Origin of the sequence: Comamonas kerstersii (assembly GCF_008801935.1) — a bacterium.
GTDB lineage: Bacteria > Pseudomonadota > Gammaproteobacteria > Burkholderiales > Burkholderiaceae_C > Comamonas > Comamonas kerstersii.
This window is the reverse complement of the sequence record NZ_VZOT01000001.1, coordinates 510,323-536,055: the sequence shown is the minus strand read 5'-3', so window position 1 is coordinate 536,055 and position 25,733 is coordinate 510,323. Positions and strand designations below refer to the sequence as shown.

At 60.7% G+C, this 25,733-nt stretch carries 19 protein-coding genes and 1 pseudogene; 13 read left to right on the top strand and 7 right to left on the bottom strand.

What is annotated here, in order from left to right; all coding sequences use genetic code 11:
• The first annotated feature begins 6 nt into the window (after positions 1 to 6).
• Complete coding sequence (locus F7P80_RS02535) at positions 7 to 657, top strand: TetR/AcrR family transcriptional regulator (protein WP_151042472.1); 651 nt, start codon at positions 7 to 9, stop codon at positions 655 to 657.
• Positions 658 to 664: 7 nt separating this feature from the next.
• On the opposite strand, the pseudogene F7P80_RS02530 reads toward F7P80_RS02535, so the two are convergent.
• The 3 genes and pseudogenes from F7P80_RS02530 to F7P80_RS02520 form a co-directional block, all read right to left on the bottom strand.
• A pseudogene (locus F7P80_RS02530) lies at positions 665 to 1,464 on the bottom strand (IS5 family transposase).
• 154 nt (positions 1,465 to 1,618) lie between these two features.
• Positions 1,619 to 2,080, bottom strand: coding sequence for an rRNA maturation RNase YbeY (gene ybeY / locus F7P80_RS02525; RefSeq protein WP_054065918.1), 462 nt, complete (start codon positions 2,078 to 2,080; stop codon positions 1,619 to 1,621).
• 45 nt (positions 2,081 to 2,125) lie between these two features.
• Entirely contained in the window at positions 2,126 to 3,070 is a 945-nt protein-coding gene (locus tag F7P80_RS02520; protein ID WP_054065917.1) for a PhoH family protein, read from the bottom strand.
• A gap of 61 nt (positions 3,071 to 3,131) precedes the next feature.
• On the opposite strand from F7P80_RS02520, the gene ruvA reads away from it, so the two are divergent.
• Entirely contained in the window at positions 3,132 to 3,710 is a 579-nt protein-coding gene (gene ruvA, locus F7P80_RS02515) for a Holliday junction branch migration protein RuvA (RefSeq protein ID WP_151042470.1), read from the top strand.
• Here the strand turns inward: ruvA and F7P80_RS02510 are convergent, their stop codons facing one another.
• Positions 3,711 to 5,021 carry a ParB/Srx family N-terminal domain-containing protein gene (locus F7P80_RS02510; protein WP_170265321.1) on the bottom strand — a complete coding sequence of 437 codons (1,311 nt, stop codon included), beginning with the start codon at positions 5,019 to 5,021 and terminating at the stop codon, positions 3,711 to 3,713. It abuts the gene before it with no gap.
• 117 nt (positions 5,022 to 5,138) lie between these two features.
• On the opposite strand from F7P80_RS02510, the gene ruvB reads away from it, so the two are divergent.
• The 6 genes from ruvB to F7P80_RS02480 all read left to right on the top strand — a co-directional run bounded on the left by ruvB (position 5,139) and on the right by F7P80_RS02480 (position 12,315).
• Positions 5,139 to 6,269, top strand: coding sequence for a Holliday junction branch migration DNA helicase RuvB (ruvB, locus tag F7P80_RS02505; protein ID WP_151042466.1), 1,131 nt, complete (start codon positions 5,139 to 5,141; stop codon positions 6,267 to 6,269).
• 68 nt (positions 6,270 to 6,337) lie between these two features.
• Positions 6,338 to 7,564: an efflux RND transporter periplasmic adaptor subunit gene (locus F7P80_RS02500; protein WP_249041352.1), complete on the top strand. Its 1,227-nt coding sequence runs from the start codon at positions 6,338 to 6,340 to the stop codon at positions 7,562 to 7,564.
• On the top strand, positions 7,561 to 8,793 hold the full coding sequence (locus F7P80_RS02495; RefSeq protein ID WP_077345481.1) for an ABC transporter permease: 1,233 nt from the start codon (positions 7,561 to 7,563) through the stop codon (positions 8,791 to 8,793). The genes F7P80_RS02500 and F7P80_RS02495 overlap by 4 nt, the downstream gene beginning before the upstream one ends.
• Positions 8,794 to 8,796: 3 nt before the next feature.
• A complete protein-coding gene (locus F7P80_RS02490) occupies positions 8,797 to 9,525 on the top strand; it encodes an ABC transporter ATP-binding protein (RefSeq protein ID WP_054065912.1) in 729 nt (242 codons plus the stop codon).
• Positions 9,526 to 9,722: 197 nt separating this feature from the next.
• Entirely contained in the window at positions 9,723 to 11,351 is a 1,629-nt protein-coding gene (locus tag F7P80_RS02485; protein WP_054065911.1) for a peptide chain release factor 3, read from the top strand.
• Positions 11,352 to 11,520: 169 nt separating this feature from the next.
• On the top strand, positions 11,521 to 12,315 hold the full coding sequence (locus F7P80_RS02480; protein WP_054065910.1) for an HAD-IIB family hydrolase: 795 nt from the start codon (positions 11,521 to 11,523) through the stop codon (positions 12,313 to 12,315).
• 139 nt (positions 12,316 to 12,454) lie between these two features.
• Here F7P80_RS02480 and F7P80_RS02475 read toward each other — a convergent pair whose 3' ends face one another.
• Positions 12,455 to 13,435, bottom strand: a complete 981-nt coding sequence (locus tag F7P80_RS02475; RefSeq protein WP_151042462.1) for a Bug family tripartite tricarboxylate transporter substrate binding protein — start codon at positions 13,433 to 13,435, stop codon at positions 12,455 to 12,457.
• Between the two features lie 213 nt (positions 13,436 to 13,648).
• On the opposite strand from F7P80_RS02475, the gene F7P80_RS02470 reads away from it, so the two are divergent.
• A complete protein-coding gene (locus F7P80_RS02470) occupies positions 13,649 to 14,437 on the top strand; it encodes a bestrophin-like domain (RefSeq protein WP_054065908.1) in 789 nt (262 codons plus the stop codon).
• A gap of 121 nt (positions 14,438 to 14,558) precedes the next feature.
• On the opposite strand, the gene F7P80_RS02465 is transcribed toward F7P80_RS02470, so the two are convergent.
• Both F7P80_RS02465 and uvrA read right to left on the bottom strand, forming a co-directional pair.
• Positions 14,559 to 14,975, bottom strand: coding sequence for a DUF4260 domain-containing protein (locus F7P80_RS02465; protein ID WP_151042460.1), 417 nt, complete (start codon positions 14,973 to 14,975; stop codon positions 14,559 to 14,561).
• Between the two features lie 157 nt (positions 14,976 to 15,132).
• Complete coding sequence (uvrA, locus tag F7P80_RS02460; protein ID WP_151042685.1) at positions 15,133 to 21,051, bottom strand: excinuclease ABC subunit UvrA; 5,919 nt, start codon at positions 21,049 to 21,051, stop codon at positions 15,133 to 15,135.
• 510 nt (positions 21,052 to 21,561) lie between these two features.
• Here uvrA and cyoA point away from each other — a divergent pair.
• The 4 genes from cyoA to cyoD all read left to right on the top strand — a co-directional run bounded on the left by cyoA (position 21,562) and on the right by cyoD (position 25,733).
• The gene (cyoA, locus tag F7P80_RS02455) at positions 21,562 to 22,593 is read left to right on the top strand and encodes a ubiquinol oxidase subunit II (protein WP_151042458.1); all 1,032 of its coding nucleotides are present in this window, start codon (positions 21,562 to 21,564) and stop codon (positions 22,591 to 22,593) included.
• A 61-nt stretch (positions 22,594 to 22,654) separates the two neighbouring features.
• A complete protein-coding gene (gene cyoB, locus F7P80_RS02450) occupies positions 22,655 to 24,661 on the top strand; it encodes a cytochrome o ubiquinol oxidase subunit I (RefSeq protein ID WP_077345484.1) in 2,007 nt (668 codons plus the stop codon).
• Complete coding sequence (gene cyoC / locus F7P80_RS02445; RefSeq protein ID WP_240184045.1) at positions 24,606 to 25,286, top strand: cytochrome o ubiquinol oxidase subunit III; 681 nt, start codon at positions 24,606 to 24,608, stop codon at positions 25,284 to 25,286. Before cyoB ends, cyoC begins: the two co-directional genes overlap by 56 nt.
• A complete protein-coding gene (gene cyoD, locus F7P80_RS02440) occupies positions 25,287 to 25,733 on the top strand; it encodes a cytochrome o ubiquinol oxidase subunit IV (RefSeq protein ID WP_054065903.1) in 447 nt (148 codons plus the stop codon). It begins immediately after the preceding gene.

Genomic DNA, 25,733 nt, shown 5'->3' with positions numbered 1-25,733 from the left:
AAAGACATGAAGCAGTCAGAGCGCCCCGCACCGCGCGGACGCCCCCCCACGATCACGCGCAAAAGGATTGCCGACGCTGGCATCGAGATCGGCCTGCCTAACATCACCTTTGTTGGCGTTGCCGCCGCGCTAGGTGTCAGCCACATGGCGCTCTACAAGCACGTGCCGAGTCTTGAGGAACTCAAGCACCTGGTTGCCGAGGAAATCTTCAACCGATGGCAGATTCCCCTACCTAGCGACGGCACCCGTGACGGACTGCGGGAGTACCTGACCGTGTTCTCCGCATCCGTGTGGGAGTTCGTCAAGACACATCCGGGGGTCACGCCATATGTGATCCGCAGGTTGGCGGTGACACAGCCCATGCTCGCCAAGATCGACGGACACCAGCGTCATATCGCCCAGGCTTACGGCATCACAAAGGAGCAGGCGCGCTGGCTGCTGGCGACCGTGGCCTTCCACTGTCTTGCCGTAGCCGATACGGTGTATTCGGTCGCTGGGCGAGAACCCGCTGTGGATGCAGACCGCGCCGTGGAAGAAGCCGAGATGGAAGCGGAACTCGATCAAGGCATACGGGCGCTCATCGTCGGTGCGCTGGCCATGCTGGAAGATGGCGATCGATCGCATGGTTCACCCGATTCCTTGACACTTCGGCCTTAGAACGTGTTTACGATCTTCGTAGAAGCAGAGCAACAAAGGCCAAGTGAATGAACTGCAAGCTGGTGTTGAGCCAGCGTTCGCAGTTCTTCCATAACCGTCGATTCTTCTCTAGCCATGCAAAGCTTCGCTCAACTATCCAGCGTTTGGGTATTACCTCAAATCTGTGAAGCTCGCTGCGCTTTGCAATCTGCACTTGCACATGCTCGCCCAACAACTGCTTGACGCCCATGGCAAAGGGGTTGCCGGTATAGCCCGCATCGGTGAGTACCCCCTGAACTGCACTCAAAGAAGCCTTGCAGCGCTCAAACGCTTGCAAAGCACCTTGGCGATCTGTCACATTGGCTGTCGTCACCGCAATGGCATGAGGCAGGCCAAGTGTGTCCACCGCAATATGGCGCTTGATGCCCGAGACTTTCTTGCCCGCGTCATAGCCCTTAAAGCCCGCAGTGTCCGTGTTTTTGACGCTTTGCGCATCAACAATCACGAGCGTGCTCGATTCGCTGCGCCCCTGTCTGCGTCGGGCCACGCCAACCTGATTTTTTAAGTGCCCGCTCCAAGGCACTGATGCCATGTTCGTCGGGCTCGCTCCATTTGCGCCCAATAGGCATAAACACTTTGCCATTTGGGAAAGTCAGGGGGTAAATAGCGCCACTGGCAACCGGTTCTCAGCAGGTACAGCACTGCGCAAAACACCTCATACAAATCAAGCGTGGCAGGCTTGGTCCTGCGGCGGACCTTGCGCAACTCTGGCTCAATTTCTGCAAACTTCTCACGGCTAATGTCGCTGGCGTATTTCTGTCTTTTCACACACCAGATTGTCGGGGCAAACAAGATCGCAAACACGCTCTAACAGGCCTTCCTGTCCTGCATGTAGGACTGCTGGCTTTGATGCATGGGCTGCATGTATCCGGACACAAAAAAGCTCCCATGGCGGGAGCTGGTGTGTGCAGGTGGGCAGGACTCAGTCTTTGGCGTAGGGGTCGGCGTAGCCGAGCTCCTGCATGATGTCGGTTTCGTAGGCCTCCATCTCTTCGGCATCTTCCTCGCTGGTTTCGTGGTCCCAGCCCTGGGCATGCAGCGTGCCGTGCACGATCATGTGGGCGTAGTGTTCTTCCAGCGACTTGTTCTGCTCTTTGGCCTCACGCTCAATCACGGGGCCGCAGATCACCAGGTCGGCCTGCACAGTGGGTTCCTGCTGGTAGTCAAAGGTCAGCACATTGGTGGCGTAGTCCTTTTTGCGGTATTGCAGGTTCAGGGCATGACCTTCTTCAATGCCGACGATGCGCACAGCCATTTCGGCATCGACGGCCAGTGCGTGCTTGATCCATTTCGTCACACGGGCACGGGTGAGCAGTGCCTTGTGTTCCGCCAGGTTGTCAAACTTGCCAAATTGCAAAGAGAGTTCCAGATTATTTAGTGCCATTTTGGTCTCTAGCGCCCGTCTGGCAAGCGCTGATAGCTATCAAAATTAGTCTCTGCTACGGCCATTGCTGGCATCGTAGGCATCCACAATGCGCGCCACCAGGGGGTGGCGCACCACGTCGGCGCTGGTGAAGCGGTTGATGGAAATGCCCTTGACGCGTTTGAGGACGCGCTCGGCATCAATCAGGCCGCTGGTTGCGCCTTTGGGCAGGTCGATCTGGCTGATATCGCCCGTGATCACGGCCTTGGCGCCAAAGCCGATGCGCGTCAGAAACATCTTCATCTGCTCGGGCGTGGTGTTCTGCGCTTCGTCCAGGATGACGAAGGCATTGTTCAGCGTGCGGCCACGCATGAAGGCCAGAGGGGCAATTTCCAGCGCGTTGCGTTCAAAGGCCTTCTGCACTTTTTCGTAGCCCATGAGGTCGTACAGCGCGTCGTACAGGGGACGCAGGTAGGGGTCTACCTTCTGTGTCAGGTCGCCGGGCAGAAAGCCCAGGCGCTCGCCCGCTTCCACCGCAGGGCGGGTCAGGATGATGCGCTGCACGGCACTGCGCTCCAGTGCATCCACGGCGCTGGCCACGGCCAGATAGGTTTTGCCTGTGCCTGCGGGGCCAATGCCAAAGGTGATGTCGTGCTCGGCAATGTTCTGCAGGTACAGGGCCTGGTTGGGTGTGCGTGCGCGCAGGTCGGCACGGCGGGTGGAGAGCTGGATGGCGTCGGGGGTGGGCTCGAGCATCTCGACATCCCCGGCCAGCATCAGCTGCAGCGTGTCTTCGGAGATGGGGTCATCCGCCATTTCGTACAGGGCCTGCAGCAGCTCCATGGCATCCTGGGCCTTGGCCTTGGGGCCGTCGACCTTGAACTGCTCGTGGCGGTGGGCAATCTTGACCTGCATGCCCACTTCGATGGTGCGCAGGTGCGCATCGGCAGGACCGCACAGATGGGACAGGCGGGTGTTGTTGTAAGGCGTAAAGGTGTGGCGCAAGATCACGCTGATAATTCCTTGCTAGGAAAGCCGCAGCCATGGTGGGCTGCACACAAAAAGGATAGCGATGATAGGCAAACTGACTGGAACCCTGCTGGAGAAGAACCCGCCCGAAGTCCTGGTGGACTGCCATGGTGTGGGCTATGAGGTGCAGGTGCCCATGAGCACTTTCTACAACCTGCCCCAGGTGGGCCAGCCCATCAGCTTGCTGACGCACTTTATCGTGCGCGAGGATGCACAGTTGCTGTATGGGTTTGCGACCGCGCAGGAGCGTCAGACATTTCGGGAATTGATCAAGATCTCCGGCGTTGGTCCGCGCATGGCATTGTCGCTGCTGTCAGGCCTGAGCATTGAAGAGCTGGCACAGGCGGTTGCCACGCAGGAAGCAGGCCGTCTGGTCAAGGTGCCGGGAATCGGCAAAAAGACCGCAGAGCGCCTGCTGCTGGAGCTCAAGGGCAAGCTGGGCGATGCCGTGGTGACTGGGGCCGCTGCTCAGGTCAAAAGCGATGCACAGGCAGACATTCTGCAGGCGTTGCTGGCACTGGGCTATTCGGACAAGGAGGCATCCGCCTGCCTCAAGCAGCTGCCCGCCGATATTGGGGTGAGCGAAGGTATCAAGCTCGCGCTCAAGGGTTTGTCCAAGTAATCAGGGGCTTTCAGGCTTGGACGCAGTCGCAGCTTTGCTGCGGTAGTGCAGCGCCTGGGCCAGCTTGCCCGGCGTCTGGCCTTTGCGGGCCAGTTGCTGCAGGGTCGTGTGGTGGAGTGCCGGCATTTGCCCCATGTCCGCAGCAGTCTGGCCTGTGGGGCCAATGGCTGTGTCAGGCGGGGCTTGGGTCATGAGCGTGGCGGCATCGTGCACGGCCTGCAGATAGCCGTGGTCGCTGCCATCACCACGGCCCAGGGTATCCAGCTGGTAGGCGCGCAGATCCAGGTGCTGGGGTGGCGAGCGCAGCCACTGTGCCCAGTAAAACTCCAGAAATTCTGGTGCATCGTCTGGCACTTCATGCCCCACGCCGCGCGTGAAATAGACCAGTGAGCGGTAGGCATCGTCCTGCAGCCCACCGGACAGGCCCATGTGCCGGGGCAGGGACGCTGGGGCGATGGCCTTGCCGTCAGCATCTTGCAGCCAGGTGTAGCCCTTGGCGCGCATGGTACGCCAGAAGCTGGCCTGGTTCAGGTGCTGGTAGTCAGCCTGAATCTGCACGGGAATGCGCAAGCCTCCCCCAGCCTTGCCTAATCGGTCATCCCCCTGACCGATGGGCGCTTCCCACAGGCTGCTCAGGCTGTGGTGGCCATCCGTCATATAGATCTGCCCGCCCGGGCCAAGGACGGCGGTTTTGAGAGCGCCGAGATTGCGCTCGGCAGCAGGTGTCTGGCAGGCAAAGCTCTCGGCATCGGTCAGGCGCGAGGCAGGCGTGACCGACTTTTTGCGCACACCACCCAGACCGCTGAGACGGCACCAGTCGTCAAAGGCCTGCTTCCAGCGCTGGTCGCGGTAGCGTGCCTGTTTGCTGTAAATCTGGTCATAGCCCGCGGCTGGCTGTGTGGGGCGGGCCTGATCGAGCGTGATGAACTGCCAGCTGCCGCTGCGCTGCGTGGCAGGTGCCTGCGCGATGTCTCCCAGGCGTTGGCAAGTGCCTGTGACCCGGGGGTCTTGGTAGTGCAGCTGATCTGCGGCCAGATGTGCAATCTGCCGTAGCTGGCGCTGGGTGTCAGGGCTCCAGGTGCCAAGGTAGTGCTGGCCGTCAAGTGCCTGCAGCTGCAGGTCGGCATCCAAAGTGTCGGTCTGCCAGATGCCATGGTCTATGGAGACATAGTGCGGCTGCACGGCGGCAGCGCCTGTGTTGCCAGTTACTTGTTCATGGCACAGCCATTCGCCATCCAGCTTGGTGCTGGGGCTGGCCGTGCTGTGCAGCACCCAGCCACCCAGGCACAGTGCCAGCAGTGCACGATGCATGCGGAGTCTCCTTGTCGGTGGTGCACCAGCATAGCGGGGCAGAGATTGGCCTGCGGGATGGACGAGAAAACTGCCACCTGCTTCAGGCCGCGTAGCAGGCGCGGCACAATGACTGCCATGAGCATCCATACCGAGGACTTTAGTGAAGGGTTTGACGCCGCACCTGCGCGCAAACCCCGTGCCAAGGCCAAGCCTGCAGTCGCAGACGTGGCGGAGAGCAGCATGCGCAGCCCCACGATTTCGCCAGCGCCAGTGAACAAGCATGAAGAAGCGCTGGAGCGCGCCCTGCGCCCCAAGCTGCTTGATGAGTATGTGGGGCAGGCCAAGGCGCGCGAGCAGCTGGAGATTTTCATCGGTGCAGCCAAAAAGCGCGGTGAGGCGCTGGACCATGTGCTGCTGTTTGGCCCGCCCGGTCTGGGCAAAACCACGCTGAGCCACATCATTGCGGCGGAGCTGGGGGTGAACCTGCGCCAGACCTCCGGCCCGGTGCTGGAAAAGCCCAAGGATCTGGCGGCGCTGCTCACCAACCTCGAAGCCAATGATGTGCTCTTCATTGACGAGATTCACCGCCTGAGCCCCGTGGTGGAGGAAATCCTCTACCCCGCGCTGGAGGACTTTCAGATCGACATCATGATTGGTGAAGGGCCAGCGGCGCGCTCCATCAAGCTGGACCTGCAGCCCTTTACGCTGGTGGGAGCCACCACGCGCGCAGGCATGCTCACCAACCCGCTGCGCGACCGCTTTGGCATTGTGGCGCGGCTGGAGTTCTACAACGCCGAGGAGCTGGCGCGTATTGTCACGCGCAGCGCCGGCCTGCTGGGCGCGCCGATTGATGCAGAAGGTGCGCAGGAAATTGCCAACCGTTCACGTGGCACACCGCGTATTGCCAATCGCCTGCTGCGCCGCGTACGCGACTATGCCGAGGTCAAGGGCAACGGCACCATCACCCGTGAGATGGCGCAAAAGGCCTTGTCCATGCTGGACGTAGATCCCCGTGGCTTTGATGTGATGGACCGCAAGCTGCTCGAAGCTGTGGTGCACCGCTTTGACGGTGGTCCGGTGGGGGTGGACAACATTGCCGCCAGCATTGGTGAGGATGCAGGCACGATCGAGGATGTGATTGAGCCCTATCTGATTCAGCAAGGCTATCTGCAGCGCACGCCGCGTGGGCGCATCGCCACCAAGGCGGCTTATCAGCACCTGGGGCTGGTGGCGCCGCAGTCGGCGGGTTCACTGTTTAACGAGTAAAAGCATTGGTCTGATGCAGGTGCCTCAGCTGCCTGTGTCATGCTGCGTCCAGCACCCGGGAGATGTTTTTGAACGCCAAACCAAGCAACAAGCAACCAGCAACGGAACATTCTGGCCGCAAGCGCCTGTGGTGGGGCGTAGCCGCAGCCATCGTGGCCGTGGCTGCCTATGCCGGTGTACAAAAGTGGCGTGGACCGGTGGTGCCTGCCGTGCGGGTTGAGGCCCAGCCACTGGTGCGTACCCTGCAGTTTTCGGCACGGGTGGAAACCCGCTCGCGCGTAGGTGTGGGCAGCACCATCGTCGGCCGTGTGGACAGCGTGGAAGTCCGCGAAGGCGATGCCGTACAGGCTGGGCAGCTGCTGGTGCAGCTCGAACCTGCGGAGCAGCAGGCCGCCGTGCAGCAGGCGCAGGCCAGTCTGGCGCAGGCAGAAGCACAGCTGGCCAATGTGCGCAGCAACAGCCGCATCGGCCATCAGGCCCAGCTGGCACAGGCACAGGCTGGGCTGACGCAGGCCGAAGCCGACTGGCAGCGCAACCAGCAGCTGGTGGCGCAGGGTTTTCTGAGCCAGGCAGCACTGGACGACAAGCGTAAGGCGCTGGACGTTGCACGCGCACAGCTGCAGGCCGCACAGGCACAGGCTGCGGCATCCGCCAATGGTGGCGCGGAGCTGCAAGCCGCTGAAGCGCAGGTGCAGCAGGCACAGGCGGCACTGGCTGCGGCGCAGGCCAAACTGCAGCAGACCCGCATCGTGGCGCCCAGCGATGGCAAGGTACTGCTGCGCGATGTAGAGCCAGGGCAGATCGTGCAACCGGGTACAAGCTTGCTGCAGCTGGCGCTCGATGGGCCCACCCTGATCGTGGCGCAGGTGGATGAGCGCTATCTGGACCAGCTGCGTGAAGGCCAGAGCGCGACCGTGGTGGCAGATGCCTTCCCGTCTCAGCGACTGGCGGCAACAGTGGTTTCGATTGCGCCGGGCGTGGATGCCCAGCGTGGTGCGGTAGAAGTCAAGCTGGCGCTGGATGAAGCACCCCCTGCGTTTTTACGTGAAGACATGACCTTGTCCGTGGCGGTGGAGACGGGCAAGGTCGATCAGGCTCTGGTCGTGCCCCTGCAGGCCCTGCATGGCAGCGAGGTCTTGGTGCTGGATGACGGCAAAGCCACGCCGCGCCCCGTACAGCTGGGCCTGCGCACGCTGGAGGCAGCACAGGTGCAGTCTGGCCTGCAGGCTGGTGAACGGGTCTTGCTGCCACCCGCTCAGCCTGACCAGCGCGTGCGTGCACAGGTGCGCCCATGAGCGTACATCTGCCCTGGCGGTTTGAATGGCAGGTGGCCCTGCGCTTTCTGCGCGAAGGGCGAATGCAGAGCTGGCTGATCGTCGGTGGTGTGGCTGCTGGTGTGGCAGTGATTACTTACATTGCAGCATTGATTAATGGGCTGCAGGCCAATACCGTGAGCAAGACACTGGGTACACAGGCCCATATCAGCCTGCGTGCGCCTGAGGATGTGGTGATTCCGCTGTCGGCGGCAGCACCCGGCACCTGGCTGCTGTCAGACACCCAGCCGCGTGCGCAGCGGTTGCGCTCCGTGGACAACTGGCAGCAGTTACTGCCCGTGCTGGAGCAAGAACCGGGCGTGGTGGCGGTTTCACCCATGGTGTCTGGCTCCGGCCTGGCGCTGCGCGGCGAGGCCACGCAGTCCATTGCCATCATGGGCGTGGAGCTGGAGCGTTACCAGCGCATCGTGAATCTGCGTGAAAAAATCGTTGCAGGCACCTGGGGCCTGCAGCCGGGGGACACCATGATTGGTGTGGAGCTGGCCGCAGACCTGGGTGTGCGCCCGGGTGACCGCTTCACCATAGACACAGGCAGCGTGCAAGAGCCTGTGCGGGTGAGCGCACTGCTGGATATGGGCGTCAAAGATCTGAACCGGCGCACCGTCATCATTCCGCTGCGCAGTGCCCAGAGCCTGCTGGGGCTGCCCGGTGGTGCCACGGTGCTGGACGTGAAAGTGGACGACGTCTGGCTGGCCGAAGCACTGGCGGAGCAGCTGCGCCAGCGCTATCCCTATGAGATTGAAAGCTGGCAGGCCACGAATGCGCAGCTGGTCTCTGCGCTGAAGGCGCAGAGCATCAGCACGGCCGTGATTCGGGCGGTGGTGCTGATCGTGGTGGTGCTGGGCATTGCCAGCGTGCTGGTGGTCAGCGTGGTGCAAAAGCGCAAGGAAATCGGCATTCTGCGTGCCATGGGCACGACGCGCGCCCAGGTGCTGCGTGTGTTTCTGCTGCAAGGGGCCATCGTCGGCGCGCTGGGTTCGGTGGCCGGACTGCTGCTGGCATGGGCGCTGGTGCTGCTGTTTACCGCCATGGCGCGCGGGGCTGGCGGCGGCGCGCTGTTTGATATCAGCCTGACCTGGCAGGATGCCCTGTCTGCCGCCTTGACCGCTACCCTCTGTGGCGTGCTGGCAGCCGTAGCCCCTGCACGCAGTGCCGCGCGGCTGGACCCTGCGCAGGCGATCCGGATGTAAGCCATGCCTACTGAAAAGTCTTTTTCAACCCCGCCACTGATTGCCTTACAGGGCGTGCGCAAGTCCTACAACCTGGGCTTGCCGAGTGAGGTAGAGGTGCTGCATGGCGTTGACCTGTGCATTCAGCCCGGTGAGTTCATCGCTCTGGTGGGCCCCTCGGGTTCAGGCAAAAGTACCTTGCTCAATGTGCTGGGCCTGCTCGAGCGCATGAGCAGCGGCAGCTACCGGCTGCAGGGGCGTGAAACCAGCGATCTGGATGACGACGGGCTGACCTTGCTGCGCCGCCAGTCGCTGGGCTTTGTGTTTCAGTTCCACCATTTGCTGCCTGCATTTACGGCGCTGGAAAACGTCACCCTGCCAGCACTGATGGCACAGGGGGTGGTGACCGGGCAGGACCGCCGCAGGGCCATGGATTTGCTGGAGGCTGTGGGGCTGGAAAAAGCTTTGCACAAAAAACCGGCCGAGCTGTCCGGCGGCATGCAGCAGCGCGTGGCGATTGCGCGTGCGCTGGTGCAGCAGCCCCCGCTGGTGCTGGCCGATGAACCCACAGGCAATCTGGACACCCAGTCTTCGCAGGAGGTGTTTGCCCTGCTGCGCCAGATTCACCGCGACCTGGGCACGGCATTTCTGATCGTCACCCACGACCCACGGCTGGCCCAGCAGTGTGACCGGGTGGTGGAAATCGTGGACGGGCAGATTGCGCGGGATATGGCCCAGTCAGCTGCTAAGTGATTGATTGCATTGAAAGAGCTGCCGTCAAGGCTTGCCCTTGCTGGTCTGTGTGACACCTGCTGCTGGCACGCCGTGCCAGGTCGCTTTCCCGTAAAATTGCGCCTCTTTACATTTGAGAGGCCCGCTTGAGCAGCATGCGCTTGCGGCCCTTTGTCGCAACGCGTGGCAGCAGCCGCGCCTGAATAGTTCCCCATCCAGTGTCATACGCTCCAGAAACACGGCGTCGCCGCACCTTTGCCATCATTTCCCACCCTGACGCGGGTAAGACCACGCTGACCGAAAAGCTGCTGCTGTTCTCGGGCGCGATCCAGATCGCGGGTGCCGTGAAGGGCCGCAAGGCGTCGCGCCATGCGACATCCGACTGGATGGAAATCGAAAAGCAGCGTGGTATCTCGGTGGCATCGTCCGTGATGCAGATGAGCTACCGCGACCACGTCATCAACCTGTTGGACACCCCCGGCCACAAGGACTTCTCGGAAGACACTTACCGTGTGCTGACCGCTGTGGACTCGGCGCTGATGGTGATTGACGCGGCCAACGGTGTGGAGTCGCAGACCCGCCGTCTGATTGAGGTCTGCCGCCAGCGCAATACGCCCATCATCTCCTTCGTCAACAAGTTTGACCGTGAAGTGCGCGACCCGCTGGACATCATGGATGAAGTCGAGCGTGAGCTGGGCATGCCCTGCTGCCCCATCACCTGGCCTGTGGGTCAGGGCAAGCTGTTCGGCGGCATCATCAATCTGCAGACCAGGACCATGACGGTGTTTGCGCCTGGCAGCGAAAAGCGTCCGGAAGACTTTGAAGTCATTCCGCTGACCGAAGTCGATACGCTGCGCGCCCGCTTTGGCCAGGCCTTTGACGATGCCATGGAATCCATGGAGCTGGCGCAGGGCGCATCGGCCGAGTGGGACCACGAAGCTTTCCTGGCGGGCAAGCTGACCCCCGTGTTCTTCGGCTCTGGTGTGAACAACTTCGGCGTGATGGAAGTGCTCAACGCTGTGGTCGATATGTCGCCCCCGCCCGGGCCCCGCGTGGCTTTCACCGAGGTCAACCGCCAGCGCCAGGAAGTGATCATCAGGCCCGAAGACAAGGGCTTCTCGGGCGTGGTGTTCAAGGTGCAGGCCAATATGGACGCCAACCACCGCGACCGTATCGCCTTTGTGCGTGTGGCGTCGGGCAAATACACCCCCGGCATGAAGATGAAGGTGCAGCGCACCGGCAAGGAGCTGCGCCCCACCTCGGTGGTGACTTTCATGTCCCAGCGCCGCGAAGCCGTGGATGAAGCCTACGCAGGCGACATCATTGGCTTCACCATCCACGGCGGTGTGCAGCTGGGGGACTCCATCACTGACGGCCCCAACCTGCAGTTCACCGGTCTGCCTTTCTTTGCACCCGAAATGTTCATGACCGTGGTGCTGAAGAACCCGCTGCGCACCAAACAGTTGCAGCAGGGACTGATGCAGCTGGGCGAAGAGGGCGCGATTCAGGTGTTCAAGCCCGATGTGGGCGGCAATATGCTGCTGGGCGCGGTTGGTCAGCTGCAGTTTGAAGTGGTGCAGCACCGCCTCAAGACCGAGTACGACTGCGATGTGCGTCTGGAAGGCTGTCAGTACACCGGCGCACGCTGGATCACGGCAGATACGCCTGCGGAGCTGCGCGAGTTTGAAAACGCCTATCCCATGCGTCTGGCGCACGATGCGGCCGATACCCTGGCCTTCCTGTGCACCAGCCCGTATGACGTGCGTCTGGCGCAGGAGCGTTTCCCCAAGATTCATTTCCATCCGCTGCGCGAGCATGCAGGTCTAAGCCTTGGTTCTGCGAACTAAGACGTCGGGTATATCGGCCTGCAGACTTTGTTGCACCGGCTCGCCGTAGCGCTGCTACTGTCTTCGCCGGTGCGTCGCGTATGCGCCGCTTCGCTGACCGATCTGCCCAACGTGGCAGTGTGTGATTGTTGAACCCGTGCTTGGCACGGGTTTGTTTTGAGAGTGTGTTGTGAGCCAAGACTTTCTGCGTCCCCTGTCCGAATTGCCCGTGCCCTCCAATATCCTGGGCGTGCTGACCGATATTGATGACACGCTGACCACCGATGGCGTGGTGCCAGAGCACGTCGTTGCGGCCATCGGCCGCCTGAAAGATGCAGGCCTGAAGGTGGTGCCCATTACGGGCCGCCCTGTGGGCTGGAGCGTGCCGTTTGCGCGCGCGTGGCCTGTGGATGCCATCGTGGCCGAGAACGGCGCAGTGGCGCTGCGTCGCAATGCTGAGGGCGGTCTGGACAAGCTCTACCAGCAGGACGACGACACCCGCGTGCGCAACTTTGCACGCATGCAGGAAGTGCTGGCGCAGATCGAGCAGCAAGTGCCCGGCGCCCAGCGCGCCACCGACTCGCATGGCCGTGAGTGCGATATTGCCGTGGACCACAGCGAGTTCACCAATATGCCGCAGGCGCAGATCGACGAGTGCGTGGCCATCATGCGTGAAGCAGGCATGAACGCTACGGTCAGCTCCATCCACATCAATGGCTGGTTTGGCGACCACAACAAGCTCGAAGGCGCACGCTGGATTGTGCGCGAGCTGTTTGATATGGATTTGGACGCCACGCTGGGCCAGTGGGTCTACATCGGCGACTCCACCAATGACCAGCTGATGTTCCAGCACATGCCCCTGAGTGTAGGCGTGGCCAATATTGCGCGCTTTGTGCCCCAGCTCAAGCACCTGCCGCGCTATGTCTGCACCGCAGAGCGTGGTGACGGCTTTGTGCAGCTGGCAGCACACCTGCTGCAAAAATAAGAGCTTTTAGCGCTTGTAATTGCTTGCTTTTCAATAGAAAAATATCTGAAAGCCTTGAGTCGCAAGCGTTACCAGCTATGAAATTCAAAGGCCTGCACGCGCGCGCATGCAGGCCTTGGCCGTATTGGAGAGCGACTATTTAGTCGATGCTGACCTGGGCCTTGTCGATCACGCCCTTGTACATGGCGGTGTCTTGGTCGATCAGCTGCTGGAATTCGGCCGGGCTGCTGCCCACGGCTGCAAAGCCAAGCTGTGTCAGCTTGCTCTTGACTTCGGGGGAAGCGACGGCCTCTGCAATGGCTTGTGAGAGCTTGTCCACGATAGGCTGAGGCGTGCCTTGGGGGGCAAGTACACCCACCCAGGAATTCATCACAAATCCGGGAAAGCCGGACTCTTCCATGGTGGGGATGTCGGGCTCGCCGGGCCAACGCTGCTTGGAGGCCACGGCCAGTACCTTGATCTTGCCGTTCTTGGCATGCGGCATGGGCACCAGGGCTGGGTCAAACAGCATGTCGACCTGACCAGACATCAGGTCAGACAGGATGGGCGCACTGCCGTTATAGGGCACATGTTGGGCATTCAGGCCGTTCTCCTGTGCCCAGCGTGCGCCGATCATGTGGGCGCTGGCACCTGTGCCGCTGGAGGCATAGTTCAGCGGATTTTGCTTGCCGTACTCGGCCAGTTCTCTGGCATTGCTGACGGGCAGCTTGTTCGAGGTGAACAGGAACATGGGCAGATCCGCCACATGGCTCACAGCCACAAAGTCGCTGGCCTTGTAGGGCAGCTTTTTGTACAGCGACATGTTCACGGTATAGGCAGCCAGGACGCTGACAAAGTGGTAGCCATCAGCCGGGGAGCGTGCGGTCTGCGAAACGCCAATGGTGCTGTTGGCGCCGGGCTTGTTTTCGATCACCACGGGCTGGCCCAGGCGTTTGCCGACAGCTTCAAACACGGTGCGGCTGACGATGTCGGTAGAACCGCCGGGGGTGTAAGGCACGGTGAGCTTGATGGGTTTGGTGGGCCAGTTGCTGCCGTCCTGGGCCATGCTGTGACCTGTGGCGGCCAGCGCGGTGATGGCCAGTGCAGCGGCCAGTGCTGTACGGCGGGTAGTGGATGCCATGTGCTTGTCTCCGTTGTTGTCTTTGCAAGGCAGTGGATGCTGCCGCTCCCTGAATGTCGCCATATTTTTGATAGGCGACATTTTCAATGTAGAGAAGAAGCATGTGCAGGGATTGGGGGGAATCCCTTGGTTGCTGTCACTTGTGCGCCATGACTGCAAAAAATGCAGCAGTGCTTGCCTAGAATCGCGGCAGTTTTTGACCGGATGCCCTGTATGTCTGAATTGCTTGCCTTGGTGGATGCTGAATCCTTGAAGATGCTGCTGGCCATTTTTGTGGTGCTGGCCCTGTCATCGTGGGTGGGGAGTGTGATCGGGCGTCAGCAGCGCAAACAGAATCCTGCCAAGGATGAAGGCATCAAGATTGTGCTGGGGGCGACGCTGTCGCTGTTTGGTCTGCTGATTGGTTTTCTGCTGTCGTTTGCCATCAGTGGCTACAACACACGTGTGAGTGCCGAAGAGCATGAAGCCATGGCGCTGGCCAATGCCTTCCAGCGCACCACCTTGCTGCCCACTACAGAAGCGCAGGCACAGGCCGAGGCCATACTCGACAAGTACCTGGCCTCACGCATCGCGTTCTATCAGGCACCCTCCGATACGGAGCGTGCAGCGCTGCGCATGCAGTCCATTCAGCTGCAGACCAAGATGTGGAACTTCGTCAGTGGCGTGGCCAAACAGGCGCCGAACCCCGTATCCATGTCGCTGGTAGAGGCCTGCAACCAGCTCTACATCAGCCAGCAGCAGACCATGGCCAGCTGGCGCAACCAGATTCCGCTGGCCGCGTGGCTGATCCTGATTGTGTTTGGTGTGTGTTCCAACTTCCTGATTGGCTACCACATGCGCGCAGGCAGCCAGGCCTGGCTGCTGGTCGTGCCATTTGTGACGGCACTGGCCCTGTTCATGATTTCGGAAATTGATGTGCCTGGAAAGGGCGTGATCCATGTGACGCCGCAGAACCTGGAGGCGTTGCAGGTCACGCTGTCCAAAGGTGGGCTGACGCCTTAAGCCCCGCCAACACTACCCTTGATACGTCGTTGCGAAGCCTTGTCGTACGAGTTGTACTGCCTGCGGCTTCGCGCCTCGTCTCAAGCGCAAACCTGTGGTTTGCTGGGTCGTGTTGCCGGCTCTAATTGCCCATGTTCTGCTTGCCGATACGGCCCAGATGCGTCCAGCCAAAGCCCTGGGTGTATTTGAGGCCGTAGCCCAGTGCACGGTCAAAGCCAATGTGGGCCAGCCAGATCAGCGCCAGCGACAGACACAGTGCATGGCCCTGAAACAGAGCAAATGTCAGCAAAGCCGCGGGGCCTAAAGTGGCGTGTGTGGCGTTGTAGCAAAGTGCTCCTGTACGTGCCCCGGTGGCGTAGCCGATGAAGGCAATATCTGGCATCAGAAACAGCGCAGCAAACCAGCCCCAGCCCAGGCTGCCCCAGTGGGCATAGGCCGCACCGCTGATAAGCAGCAGGGCCAAGCTCTCTGCACGCAGCAGCCAGCGCACGCCGCCTTGTGCGGCCCCCTCGTGTGTCGTAGATATGTGTTGGTGCATGCCCTGCAGTGTCTGCGCCTTGGCCAGACTGCACAATCCGGCAGAGTATGGCTGCGGCTGGCGCACCACATGGAAAGCCAAGGTGGCATGCAGCCCGGCTACGGCATTGACCGAGGCGTGGTTGCAGTGCTGGCTGCCTGAGCAGCCAGCCGTCTGCTTACTGGCGTGCCAGCACGGGGGCGATGGCTTGCCCCGTGTGCGTACCCAGCGCCACCACTTCTTCGGGTGTACCGGCTGCGACGATGCGTCCACCACCCGTTCCGCCTTCGGGGCCCAGATCAATGATCCAGTCGGCCTCGGCAATCACATCGAGGTCGTGCTCGATCACGATTACGCTGTGGCCGCCATCCACCAGGCGGTGCAGCACGCGGATGAGCTTGTCCACATCGGCCATGTGCAGGCCCACGGTGGGCTCGTCCAGCACATACAGCGTGTGCGGCGTCTTGTTGCCGCGCTTGGTGATGTCGTCGCGTACCTTGGTCAGTTCGGTCACCAGCTTGATGCGCTGGGCTTCGCCGCCTGACAGCGTGGGTGAGGGCTGGCCCAGCGTGAGATAGCCCAAGCCCACATCTTTGAGCAGCTGCAGTGGGTGGGCAATGCTGGGCATGGAGGCAAAGAACTCCACGGCCTCATCCACTTCCATGTTCAGCACATCGCCAATGCTTTTGCCGCGCCAGGTCACGGCCAGCGTTTCGGGGTTAAAGCGCGCGCCGTGGCAGGTTTCGCAAGGCACTTTCACATCGGGCAGAAAGCTCATCTCGATGGTACGCATGCCCTGGCCTTCGCAGGCGGGGCAGCGGCCTTCGCCAGTATTGAAACTGAAGCGACCAGCGCCGTAACCACGGGCCTTGGCCTCCAAAGTGTCGGCAAACAGCTTGCGGATGGTGTCCCAGAAGCCGATATAGGTGGCAGGGCAGGAGCGCGGCGTTTTGCCAATCGGCGTCTGGTCCACTTCCAGCACGCGGTCAATCGCTTCCGTGCCCCAGACTGCTTCACAGCCGACGAGGGCCGGCGTGTTGCCTGCTTCCATGGCTTCGCGCCCCGCCTTGGTGCTGCGCTGACCTACGAGGTTGGCCACATTGGTGAGCAGGACATCGCGTGCCAGCGTGGATTTGCCGGAGCCGGAAACGCCCGTAATCGCCACCAGACGTTTAAGCGGCACGCTGGCTTCGACGTCCTGCAGGTTGTGCAGGTTCGCACCATTGACCACCAGCCAGTGCAGCGGGCCAGTGGCCTTGCTGGCTGCTAGCTGCAGCTCCGCATTCAGCGCGGCGCTGTCTGCCGCCAAGGCAGCGGCTGCATCGGCAGCGATCTGCTTTTTCGTGCGTTTTTTGGGCTTGGGTGCTTCCTCGGCGGGAAGGTCTGCGGCATCGGCTACGCCATGTACTGGGCGGCGTGGCTGGTAAGGGTGGCGCATGGCGTGCAGCAGGTAGCGGCCGGTTTGCGAGTCTTCGGCCGCCATGATGTCCTCGGGCTTGCCCTGGGCCACCAGGGTGCCGCCGCGCTTGCCTGCGCTGGGGCCGATATCGATCACATGGTCGGCACGGCGAATGGTGTCTTCGTCATGCTCCACCACCACCAGCGTATTGCCCTTGTCGCCGAGCTTGTGCAAGGCGTTGAGCAGAATGTGGTTGTCGCGTGCGTGCAGGCCAATCGTGGGTTCGTCCAGCACATAGCACACGCCTTGCAGATTGCTGCCCAGCTGTGCGGCCAGACGAATGCGCTGGGCCTCACCACCCGAGAGTGTGGGCGCGCCACGGTCCAGCGTCAGGTAGTTCAGGCCGACTTCTTCGAGGAACTCCAGACGACCCAGAATTTCCGGAATCAGGTCGCGTGCAATATCAGTTTCACGGCCTGTGGTGGACAGCTGTTGGAACCATTCGCGCAGTGCACTCACGGACATCTGCGCCAGCTCGGTAATTGCCTTACCGTGGAACTGCACCGCACGGGCGCGGGCGTTCAGGCGGGTGCCTTCGCAGGTTGGGCAAGTGCATTCTTCGAGGTCTTCGACCTCATTCGCCGTCAACGTCAGCTCGCGGCCCCGGTTGTCTTCTGCCAGTGTGCTGTCGTCATAGACCTTGCGCTGGTCTTTGTTCAGCTTCACGCCCGTGCCCACGCAGTCGGGGCACCAGCCGTGCTTGCTGTTGTAGCTGAACAGGCTGGGTTCCAGTTCCGGGTAGCTGGTCGCACAGATGGGGCAGGCACGCTGGGTGGAGAACACCTGTAGCGTGCCCACGCCCTTGCCCTGCTCGGGCGCAGCAATCGCAGCTTCCAGGTCCTCAATGCCCGAGAGCACATGCACCACGCCCTTACCAATTTCCAGCGTTTTGGCGAGCTGCGCGCGCAGTTCTTTTTCGTTGGCGGCCGTGACCTTCACGCTGGCTACGGGCAGCTCGATGGTGTGCTCTTTGAAACGATCGAGGCGCGGGAAGCCTGTGGTCGGCAGGAAAGCTCCGTCCACGCGCAAATGCGTATAGCCCTTGGGACGTGCCCAGTCGGCCAGCTCGGTGTACACGCCCTTGCGGTGCACCACCAGTGGGGCCAGCAGGCCGATATGCTGGCCCTTGAACTGGCTCAGCAGCTGGGCGGCGATGCGCTCGGGTGTTTGCGGTTCTACGGCTGCGCCATCGTGCACGCAGTGCTGCGTGCCCAGCTTGACATAGAGCAGGCGCAGAAAGTGCCAGACCTCGGTGGTCGTGCCCACGGTGGATTTGCGCCCGCCGCGTGAGAGGCGCTGCTCGATCGCCACAGTGGGCGGAATGCCCCAGACCGCATCCACCTCCGGACGGCCCGCAGGCTGCACGATGGAGCGCGCATAGGCATTGAGCGATTCGAGATAACGGCGCTGGCCTTCGTTGAACAGAATGTCAAACGCCAGTGTGGACTTGCCCGAGCCGGACACCCCCGTCACCACATTGAACTTGCCGCGTGGAATGTCCACGCTCAGGCCTTTCAAGTTGTGCTCACGAGCATTGACAATTTCAATAGCATTTTTGGCCTCTAGCGCTTGTCTGGTGGGTACTGACAGCTCTTTTTTGTAGAGCATGGGGGCTACTTCTTCGACCAGCTGGCCGCCCACGCCCATGGCGAGGTCGTACTCGCGCAGGGCTTGCGCCGTGTGTGAACCTTGGACCTGGCGCACTTCTTCGGGCGTACCTTGGGCCACGATCTGGCCGCCACCGTCACCGCCTTCGGGGCCGAGGTCAATCAGCCAGTCGCTGGCACGGATCACGTCGAGGTTGTGCTCAATCACGATCAGGCTGTGGCCCGCTTCCAGCAGTTTGCGCAGTGCGCGCATGAGCTTGGCAATGTCTTCAAAGTGCAGGCCGGTGGTGGGCTCGTCGAACAGGAACAGCGTGCCCTTGCGCGCAATCTTCTGTTTGGACTTGGAGGTGGTTTTGGCCGCTTCGGCGAGGAAGCCTGCCAGCTTCAAGCGCTGGGCTTCACCGCCGGACAGCGTGGGCACGGGCTGGCCCAGCTTCACGTACTCCAGGCCCACGTCCACGATGGGCTGCAGGGCACGGATCACGTCTGCATCCTGCGCAAACAGCAGCGCGGCTTCGGCCACGGTCAGCTCCAGCACATCGGCCACATTCAGGACTCGGCCGCCGCGCTCGATCGTGACTTCCAGAATCTCGGCGCGGTAGCGGCTGCCGTTGCAGTCAGGGCAGCGCAGATACACGTCAGAGAGGAACTGCATCTCCACATGCTCAAAGCCTGAGCCGCCGCAGGTGGGGCAGCGGCCATCGCCGCTGTTAAAGCTGAATTTGCTGGCCGTGTAGCCACGCTGGGCTGACAGCGGGGCCAGCGCAAACAGCTCGCGGATGCTGTCCCACGCTCCTACGTAACTCACCGGGTTGGAGCGCGCAGTCTTGCCAATGGGCGACTGGTCCACAAACACCACATCGGCCAGGTGGTCGGCACCCAGCAGGCGGTCGTGCGCGCCGGGGCTGTCCGTGGGCTTGCCAAAGTGGCGCAGCAGGGCGGGCGCGAGGATGTCTTGAATCAGCGAAGACTTGCCCGAGCCAGACACCCCCGTCACGGTGACCAGGCGCTGCAGCGGAAAGTCCACGTTGAGGTTTTGCAGGTTGTGCTCGCGCGCGCCTTCCAGAATCAGGCGCGGCGTGCTGTCGGTGACCATGCGCTTGAGGCCAAAGCCCACCTGCTTGCGGCCGCCCAGATAAGCCCCCGTCAGCGTATCGGCACGCTTGAGTGCTTCGGGTGTGCCGTCAAACACAATCTGGCCGCCGCGTGCGCCGGGGCCGGGGCCCATGTCGATCATGCGGTCGGCCGCAAACATGACGGCCGGGTCGTGTTCGACGACGACCAGCGTGTTGCCTGCATCACGCAGGCGGTGCATGGCCTGGGTGATGCGCTCCATGTCGCGCGGGTGCAGGCCAATGCTGGGTTCATCCAGCACAAACAAGGTGTTGACCAGCGATGTGCCCAGTGCCGTGGTCAGGTTGATGCGCTGCACCTCGCCGCCCGAAAGTGTGCGGCTCTGGCGGTCCAGCGTGAGGTAGCCAATGCCTACGTCCACCAGGTATTTCAGGCGGGTGCCGATTTCTTCGTTCAGCAGTTTCAGCGCCTGGTATTCCCCTTCGGGCAGACCCGTGGCATTGGCCAGATTCAAGCTGTCAAAAAAGCTGCGCAGCCGCGTGATGGGCAGACGCATCAGGTCATGCAGGCACAGGCCGGGCAGGGCTTCCAGCTGTTCACGGTTCCAGCTGACGCCATTAGGCATAAAGCGCTGTGCGGGTGGCAGCACGGCGTCGGCTTGCGCCTTGCTGCCGATGCGCCAGAGCAGGCTTTCGGTCTTTAGGCGTGCGCCGGAGCAGGTGGGGCATTCCGTGTAGCTGCGGTATTTGGACAGCAGCACACGGATGTGCATCTTGTAGGTCTTGGTTTCCAGGTATTCAAAGAAGCGGCGAATGCCGTACCACTGCTTGTTCCACTGGCCTTTCCACAAGGGCGAGCCTTCGATCACCCAGTGCTTTTGCTCGGCGGTGAGCTTGTTCCAGGCGATGTCGCGCGGAATGCCTTCGGCCTCAGCATGGCGCATCAGATCGTCCTGAATCTCTTTCCAGCCCGGCGTCTGGATGGGCTTGATGGCACCCGTGCGCAGCGTGAGCTTCTCATTCGGAATCACCAGGCCCCAGTCCACGCCAATCACGCGGCCAAAACCCCGGCAGGCCTCACAGGCACCTACCGCAGAGTTGAACGAGAACAGCGAGGGCATGGGCTCGGTATAGGTCAGATTGCTTTCCGGGCAATGCAGGCCTTGCGAGAACTTCCATAGATAGGCATCGCCTTCTTCGGGCATGACGTGCACTACCATGCGGCCGGAGCCGCGCTTGAGGGCCACCTCAATGGCTTCAATGGCGCGCGCACGTTCCACGCGGCTGAAGCGGAAGCGGTCGGCCACCACGTCCAGCACCTTGATTTTTTCGGGTGGGGTGGCCTTGGCTTTCTTGCCTTTGCTCGGGATTTCTTCAGCCGCGTGCGGGCGTTCCACCTCTCGCTCGGCCTGGATCTTGGTAAAGCCGCTGGCCGACAGCCACTGCTCCACCTCTTCCTGTGTGGTGTTGGCTGGCATTTCCACGGGGAAGGTCAGCGCAATGCGTGGGTCACCGGCTTCAGCGCAGCGCTGCTGCAGCTGGCTGTAAATGGTTTCCACCGTGTCGTGCTGCACGGGCAGGCCGGTTTCCTTGTCATACAGACGCGCGGCGCGTGCGAACAGGAGCTTCAAGTGGTCGTTGAGCTCCGTCATCGTGCCCACGGTGGAGCGGGAGTTGCGCACGGGGTTGGTCTGGTCAATGGCAATCGCAGGCGGCACACCTTCGACGCGGTCCACGGCCGGCTTGTCCATGCGGTCCAGAAACTGGCGCGCATAGGCGCTGAAGGTTTCGACGTAGCGGCGCTGCCCTTCGGCAAACAGCGTATCGAACACCAGGCTCGACTTGCCCGAGCCGCTCGGCCCGGTGACCACGGTCAACTCGCCGGTGCGAATGTCCAAGTCAACGTTTTGCAGGTTGTGCTGGCGGGCGCCACGGATGCGAATCAGGCCTTGGGTCATGGTGTACTGCGCGTAGAAGAGGCTCACAAGGAAAGCGGCCGGTCATTCTAGGCAGGCTGGCACGACCTGCTGGTTTTAAGGGTAAGCTGGCGCGGTCTTTGCTTGATTGCGGGTGGCATCGGGAAGTTTTGGAAACATCTTTCATGCGATGCCGGGCATGCAGGGAAACGGGGTGCTCAGCTCGCCCAGAGCGAGGGGGCAGCACTCTGGCACGCTAAAAACCGCAGCTATGACGAGGGTTTTTGACAGCGGGTGTTGTCTGCATACACTGTGGGGATTGACATCTGTCAAGTCTTTTCATTATTTCAGTATTTCCTGAATAATCAACGATTTACGTTGGTTTTGACAGTTGTCAAAAGTTTGATTCGTCCACCGGGAATTCCTGAAAAACATCACGATGCACTGCGTTGCATCAAAAGACTTGGGTGGGAGTCGTTGGGGAGGAGTACATTCGGCGGGTTTTGTAATCCGCGTTTATCCCTAACAGCGCGCATTTTTCGCGTTTACAGCATGCCTAAATCTACGGAAACCCGCGGGCCATTCTGGCTCGCTGCGGCAGCTTTGGCGGCAACTCTTACGGGTTGCAGCAAGGCCGTCGTGCTTAATCCCGCAGGGGACATCGCTGCCCAGCAAGGTGACTTGGTGGTGACTGCCACTTTGTTGATGCTGGTCATCATCGTTCCTGTGATCCTGCTGACTTTGCTGTTTGCCTGGAAGTACCGCCAGACAAACACTGAAGCCGAGTATGACCCTGAGTGGCACCACTCGACCACCCTTGAGATGGTCATCTGGAGCGTTCCTCTGATCATCATCATCGTGCTGGGCACGATCACATGGATCAGCACTCACAAGCTGGACCCTTATCGACCACTGGATCGTATTTCCGCCACGCAGCCCCTGAATGCCGAGGTCAAGCCTCTGGAAGTTCAGGTGGTGTCGCTGGACTGGAAGTGGCTGTTCTTCTACCCCGAGCAAGGTATTGCGACGGTGAACGAGCTGGCTGCACCTGTGGACCGTCCTATCCTCTTCAAGCTCACTGCCTCCAAGACCATGTCGGCCTTCTATGTGCCTGACCTGGCCGGCATGATCTACACCATGCCTGGCATGGAAACGCAGCTGAATGCGGTGATCAACAAGGAAGGTACCTACAAGGGTCTGAACTCGCACTACAACGGTGCAGGTTTCTCGGGCATGACTTTCAAGTTCCTGGGTCTGAACAACGAAGGCTTTGACGCCTGGGTGCAAAAAGCCAAGGACGAAGGCCAGGCGCTGGATGCTGCCAAGTATCTGGAACTGGTGAAGCCCAGCGAACGCAATCCTGTGACACGCTTCTCTTCCGTGCAGGACGGTCTGTATGACCGCATCCTCAACATGTGCGTGGAAGAAGGCAAGATGTGCATGAGCCAGATGATGGAGATCGATGCCAAGGGTGGCGCTGCCTACATGAAGGCGGCCGGTCTGAATCTGCCTCAGGATGTGTGTTCTGTGGAAAACGCGGACGAAGTCGTTGCCCTTCTGGAGCAGCGCCCCGTGCAGCAATAAGCAGTTAACGGCTGGAAAGCTGGCACAGGCTGGCTTTCCGGTCATTTAGCAAGAGACCAATATGTCTGAACCAACAACGTTGCCCAACGATCCGCTGCTCGGGCGGATCAGCTGGGAATCCATACCGATGGCCCATGAGCCCATCGTGCTGGCGACTTTTATTGCCGTGGTGCTTGGTGGCTTGGTGGTGCTGGCTGCACTGACCAAGTTCAAGCTGTGGGGTCCTCTGTGGCGTGACTGGATCTGCTCGATCGACCACAAGAAGATCGGCATCATGTACATCATTCTGGGCCTGGTCATGCTGCTGCGCGGCTTTGCCGATGCGGTGATGATGCGTATCCAGCAGGCCATGGCTTTTGGTGACAGCATGGGCTATCTGCCCCCTCACCACTATGACCAGATCTTCACCGCACACGGTGTGATCATGATTTTCTTTGTGGCCATGCCTCTGGTCACAGGTTTCATGAACTACCTGATCCCTCTGCAGATCGGTGCGCGTGACGTTTCCTTCCCTTTCCTGAACAACTTCTCGTTCTGGATGACCGCCACCGGCGCGATTCTGGTGATGGTTTCGCTGTTCCTGGGCGAGTTCTCCACCAATGGCTGGCTGGCGCTGTCGAATCTGGGTAACCAGAATCCGGGCGTGGGCATGGACTACTACATCTGGGCGCTGCAGCTCTCGGGTGTGGGTACGACGCTGTCGGGTATCAACCTGATCGTCACCATCGTCAAGATGCGTGCCCCTGGCATGAATCTGATGAAGATGCCTGTGTTCGTGTGGACATCGCTGTGTACCAATGCCTTGATCGTGGCTTCCTTCCCGATCCTGACTGCGGCGCTGGCCCTGATGACCATGGACCGCTACTTCGGCACACAGTTCTTCACGAACGAGCTGGGCGGCAACCCCATGCTGTACGTGAACCTGATCTGGATCTGGGGCCACCCTGAGGTGTACATCCTGATCCTGCCCGTGTTCGGTATCTTCTCCGAGATCGTTTCTACCTTCAGCAAGAAGCGTCTGTTCGGCTACACCTCCATGGTGTATGCGACCGTGTGTATCACTGTGCTGTCCTGGCTGGTGTGGCTGCACCACTTCTTCACCATGGGCTCCGGTGCGGCGGTGAATACCTTCTTCGGTATTACCACGATGATCATCTCGATCCCAACGGGCGCGAAGATCTTCAACTGGCTGTTCACCATGTACAAGGGCCGCATCGAGTTCAAGCCTCCGATGATGTGGACCGTGGGCTTCATGTGTACCTTCGCCATCGGCGGTATGACTGGCGTGCTGCTGGCTGTGCCACCTGCTGACTTTGTGCTGCACAACTCGCTGTTCCTGATTGCTCACTTCCACAACGTGATCATCGGTGGCGTGGTGTTCGGTCTGCTGGCTGGTATCAACTACTGGTTCCCCAAGGCTTTCGGCTTCAAGCTCAATGAGTTCTGGGGCAAGGTGTCCTTCTGGTGCTGGCTGGTGGGCTTCTGGATTGCCTTCACACCGCTGTACATCCTGGGTCTGATGGGAGTGACACGTCGCGTGAACCACTTTGAAGACCAGGCACTGCAGATCTGGTTCGTGATTGCTGCTATCGGCGTGGCCATCATTGCTCTGGGTATTGCTGCCTTTGTGGTTCAGCTGGGCGTTTCGATCCTGCAACGCAACCAGAACCGTGACGAAAACGGTGACTCCTGGGGTGCTGGCCGTACGCTGGAATGGGCCACTTCTTCGCCTCCTCCCGTCTACAACTTCGCCAAGACACCTGTGGTGTATGACGTCGATGCATGGTGGGACATGAAGAAGCACGGCTATCAGCGTCCTCTGAATGGCTTTGAAGACATCCACATGCCCAAGAACACGGGTGCTGGTTTTGTTATCTCCATGATTGCCATGGTGCTGGGCTTTGCGCTGATCTGGCACATCTGGTGGCTGGCCATCGTGTCGTTCGCTGGTGTGATCATTGCTTCGATCGTTCACACGTTCAACTACAACCGCGACTACTACATCCCTGCATCTGAAGTGCAGGCGACAGAAGACGCTCGTACTCAACAGCTTGCACGCCATGTCTAATCACACTATCTCCGCCAGCGCCGCTGGCGCGGTGGGACAGCGCGAATACCATCTCGCGCACGAACCCCACCCAGAAAACGGTACATCGCTGGGCTTCTGGCTGTACCTGATGAGCGACGTGCTCATCTTTGCAGCCTTGTTTGCCACCTATGGCGTACTGGGTCGCAGCTATGCAGGTGGCCCAACAGGTGCCGAGCTGTTCAGCTTGCCACTGGTGGCTGTGAACACGGCCTTCCTGCTGGTGTCCTCGCTGACCTTTGGTCTGGCGATGCTGCAAAAGCAGAAGAAAAATGTGGGCGGCACCTTGCTGTGGCTGGGTGTGACTGGCCTGCTGGGTCTGGCCTTCGTTGCTGTGGAACTGTATGAGTTTGCACACCTGATCCACGAAGGTCTGACACCTCAGACCAGCGCCTTTGGTTCTGCATTCTTCACCCTGGTGGGTACGCACGGCCTGCACGTCAGCTTTGGTCTGATCTGGCTGGTCGTGCTGATGGTGCAGATCAAGCAAAAGGGCCTGATCCACGCCAATGTGCGCCGCATCAACTGCCTGTCCATGTTCTGGCACTTCTTGGACGTGGTGTGGATCGGTGTGTTCACCTTTGTGTATCTGATGGGGGTGCTGTAAATGGCTGCACACGAAATCCACGCTGGTCACGCTGACCACCACGAAGAGCATGATGACCTGCACGTCACCGTTGGTGACTACGTGAAGGGCTTCATTCTGGCCGTTATCCTGACCGTGATCCCTTTCTGGCTGGTCATGGGTGACGTGATTCAGGATCGCTCTACCCTGGTCATGGTGCTGGGCCTGTTTGCTGCGGTTCAGGTGGTGGTGCACATGGTGTACTTCCTGCACATGAACGGCAAGATCCAGGGCGGCTGGACCTTGATGACCACCATCTTCTCCATCGTCTTTGTGATGATCACCATCGCAGGTACCTTGTGGGTGATGTTCCACATGAACGCCAACATGATGCCTCACCATCATGCGTATCCACATGGCGCTGAAGCAGCTGCGGTAGCGCCTGCGCAGGCTCCTGCTGCAGTGGAACACGCTGGACACGGCAACTGA

Bases quoted from the DNA above. Each gene is read 5' to 3' on its own strand.
- F7P80_RS02495 (WP_077345481.1), top strand. From the start codon at position 7,561: ATGAGCGTACATCTGCCCTGGCGGTTTGAATGGCAGGTGGCCCTGCGC.
- ruvB (WP_151042466.1), top strand. From the start codon at position 5,139: ATGAGCATCCATACCGAGGACTTTAGTGAAGGGTTTGACGCCGCACCT.
- ruvA (WP_151042470.1), top strand. From the start codon at position 3,132: ATGATAGGCAAACTGACTGGAACCCTGCTGGAGAAGAACCCGCCCGAA.
- F7P80_RS02490 (WP_054065912.1), top strand. From the start codon at position 8,797: ATGCCTACTGAAAAGTCTTTTTCAACCCCGCCACTGATTGCCTTACAG.
- cyoA (WP_151042458.1), top strand. From the start codon at position 21,562: ATGCCTAAATCTACGGAAACCCGCGGGCCATTCTGGCTCGCTGCGGCA.
- F7P80_RS02475 (WP_151042462.1), bottom strand. From the start codon at position 13,435: ATGGCATCCACTACCCGCCGTACAGCACTGGCCGCTGCACTGGCCATC.
- F7P80_RS02510 (WP_170265321.1), bottom strand. From the start codon at position 5,021: ATGCATCGTGCACTGCTGGCACTGTGCCTGGGTGGCTGGGTGCTGCAC.
- cyoB (WP_077345484.1), top strand. From the start codon at position 22,655: ATGTCTGAACCAACAACGTTGCCCAACGATCCGCTGCTCGGGCGGATC.
- ybeY (WP_054065918.1), bottom strand. From the start codon at position 2,080: ATGGCACTAAATAATCTGGAACTCTCTTTGCAATTTGGCAAGTTTGAC.
- F7P80_RS02465 (WP_151042460.1), bottom strand. From the start codon at position 14,975: ATGCACCAACACATATCTACGACACACGAGGGGGCCGCACAAGGCGGC.
- F7P80_RS02470 (WP_054065908.1), top strand. From the start codon at position 13,649: ATGTCTGAATTGCTTGCCTTGGTGGATGCTGAATCCTTGAAGATGCTG.
- F7P80_RS02535 (WP_151042472.1), top strand. From the start codon at position 7: ATGAAGCAGTCAGAGCGCCCCGCACCGCGCGGACGCCCCCCCACGATC.
- cyoD (WP_054065903.1), top strand. From the start codon at position 25,287: ATGGCTGCACACGAAATCCACGCTGGTCACGCTGACCACCACGAAGAG.
- uvrA (WP_151042685.1), bottom strand. From the start codon at position 21,051: ATGACCCAAGGCCTGATTCGCATCCGTGGCGCCCGCCAGCACAACCTG.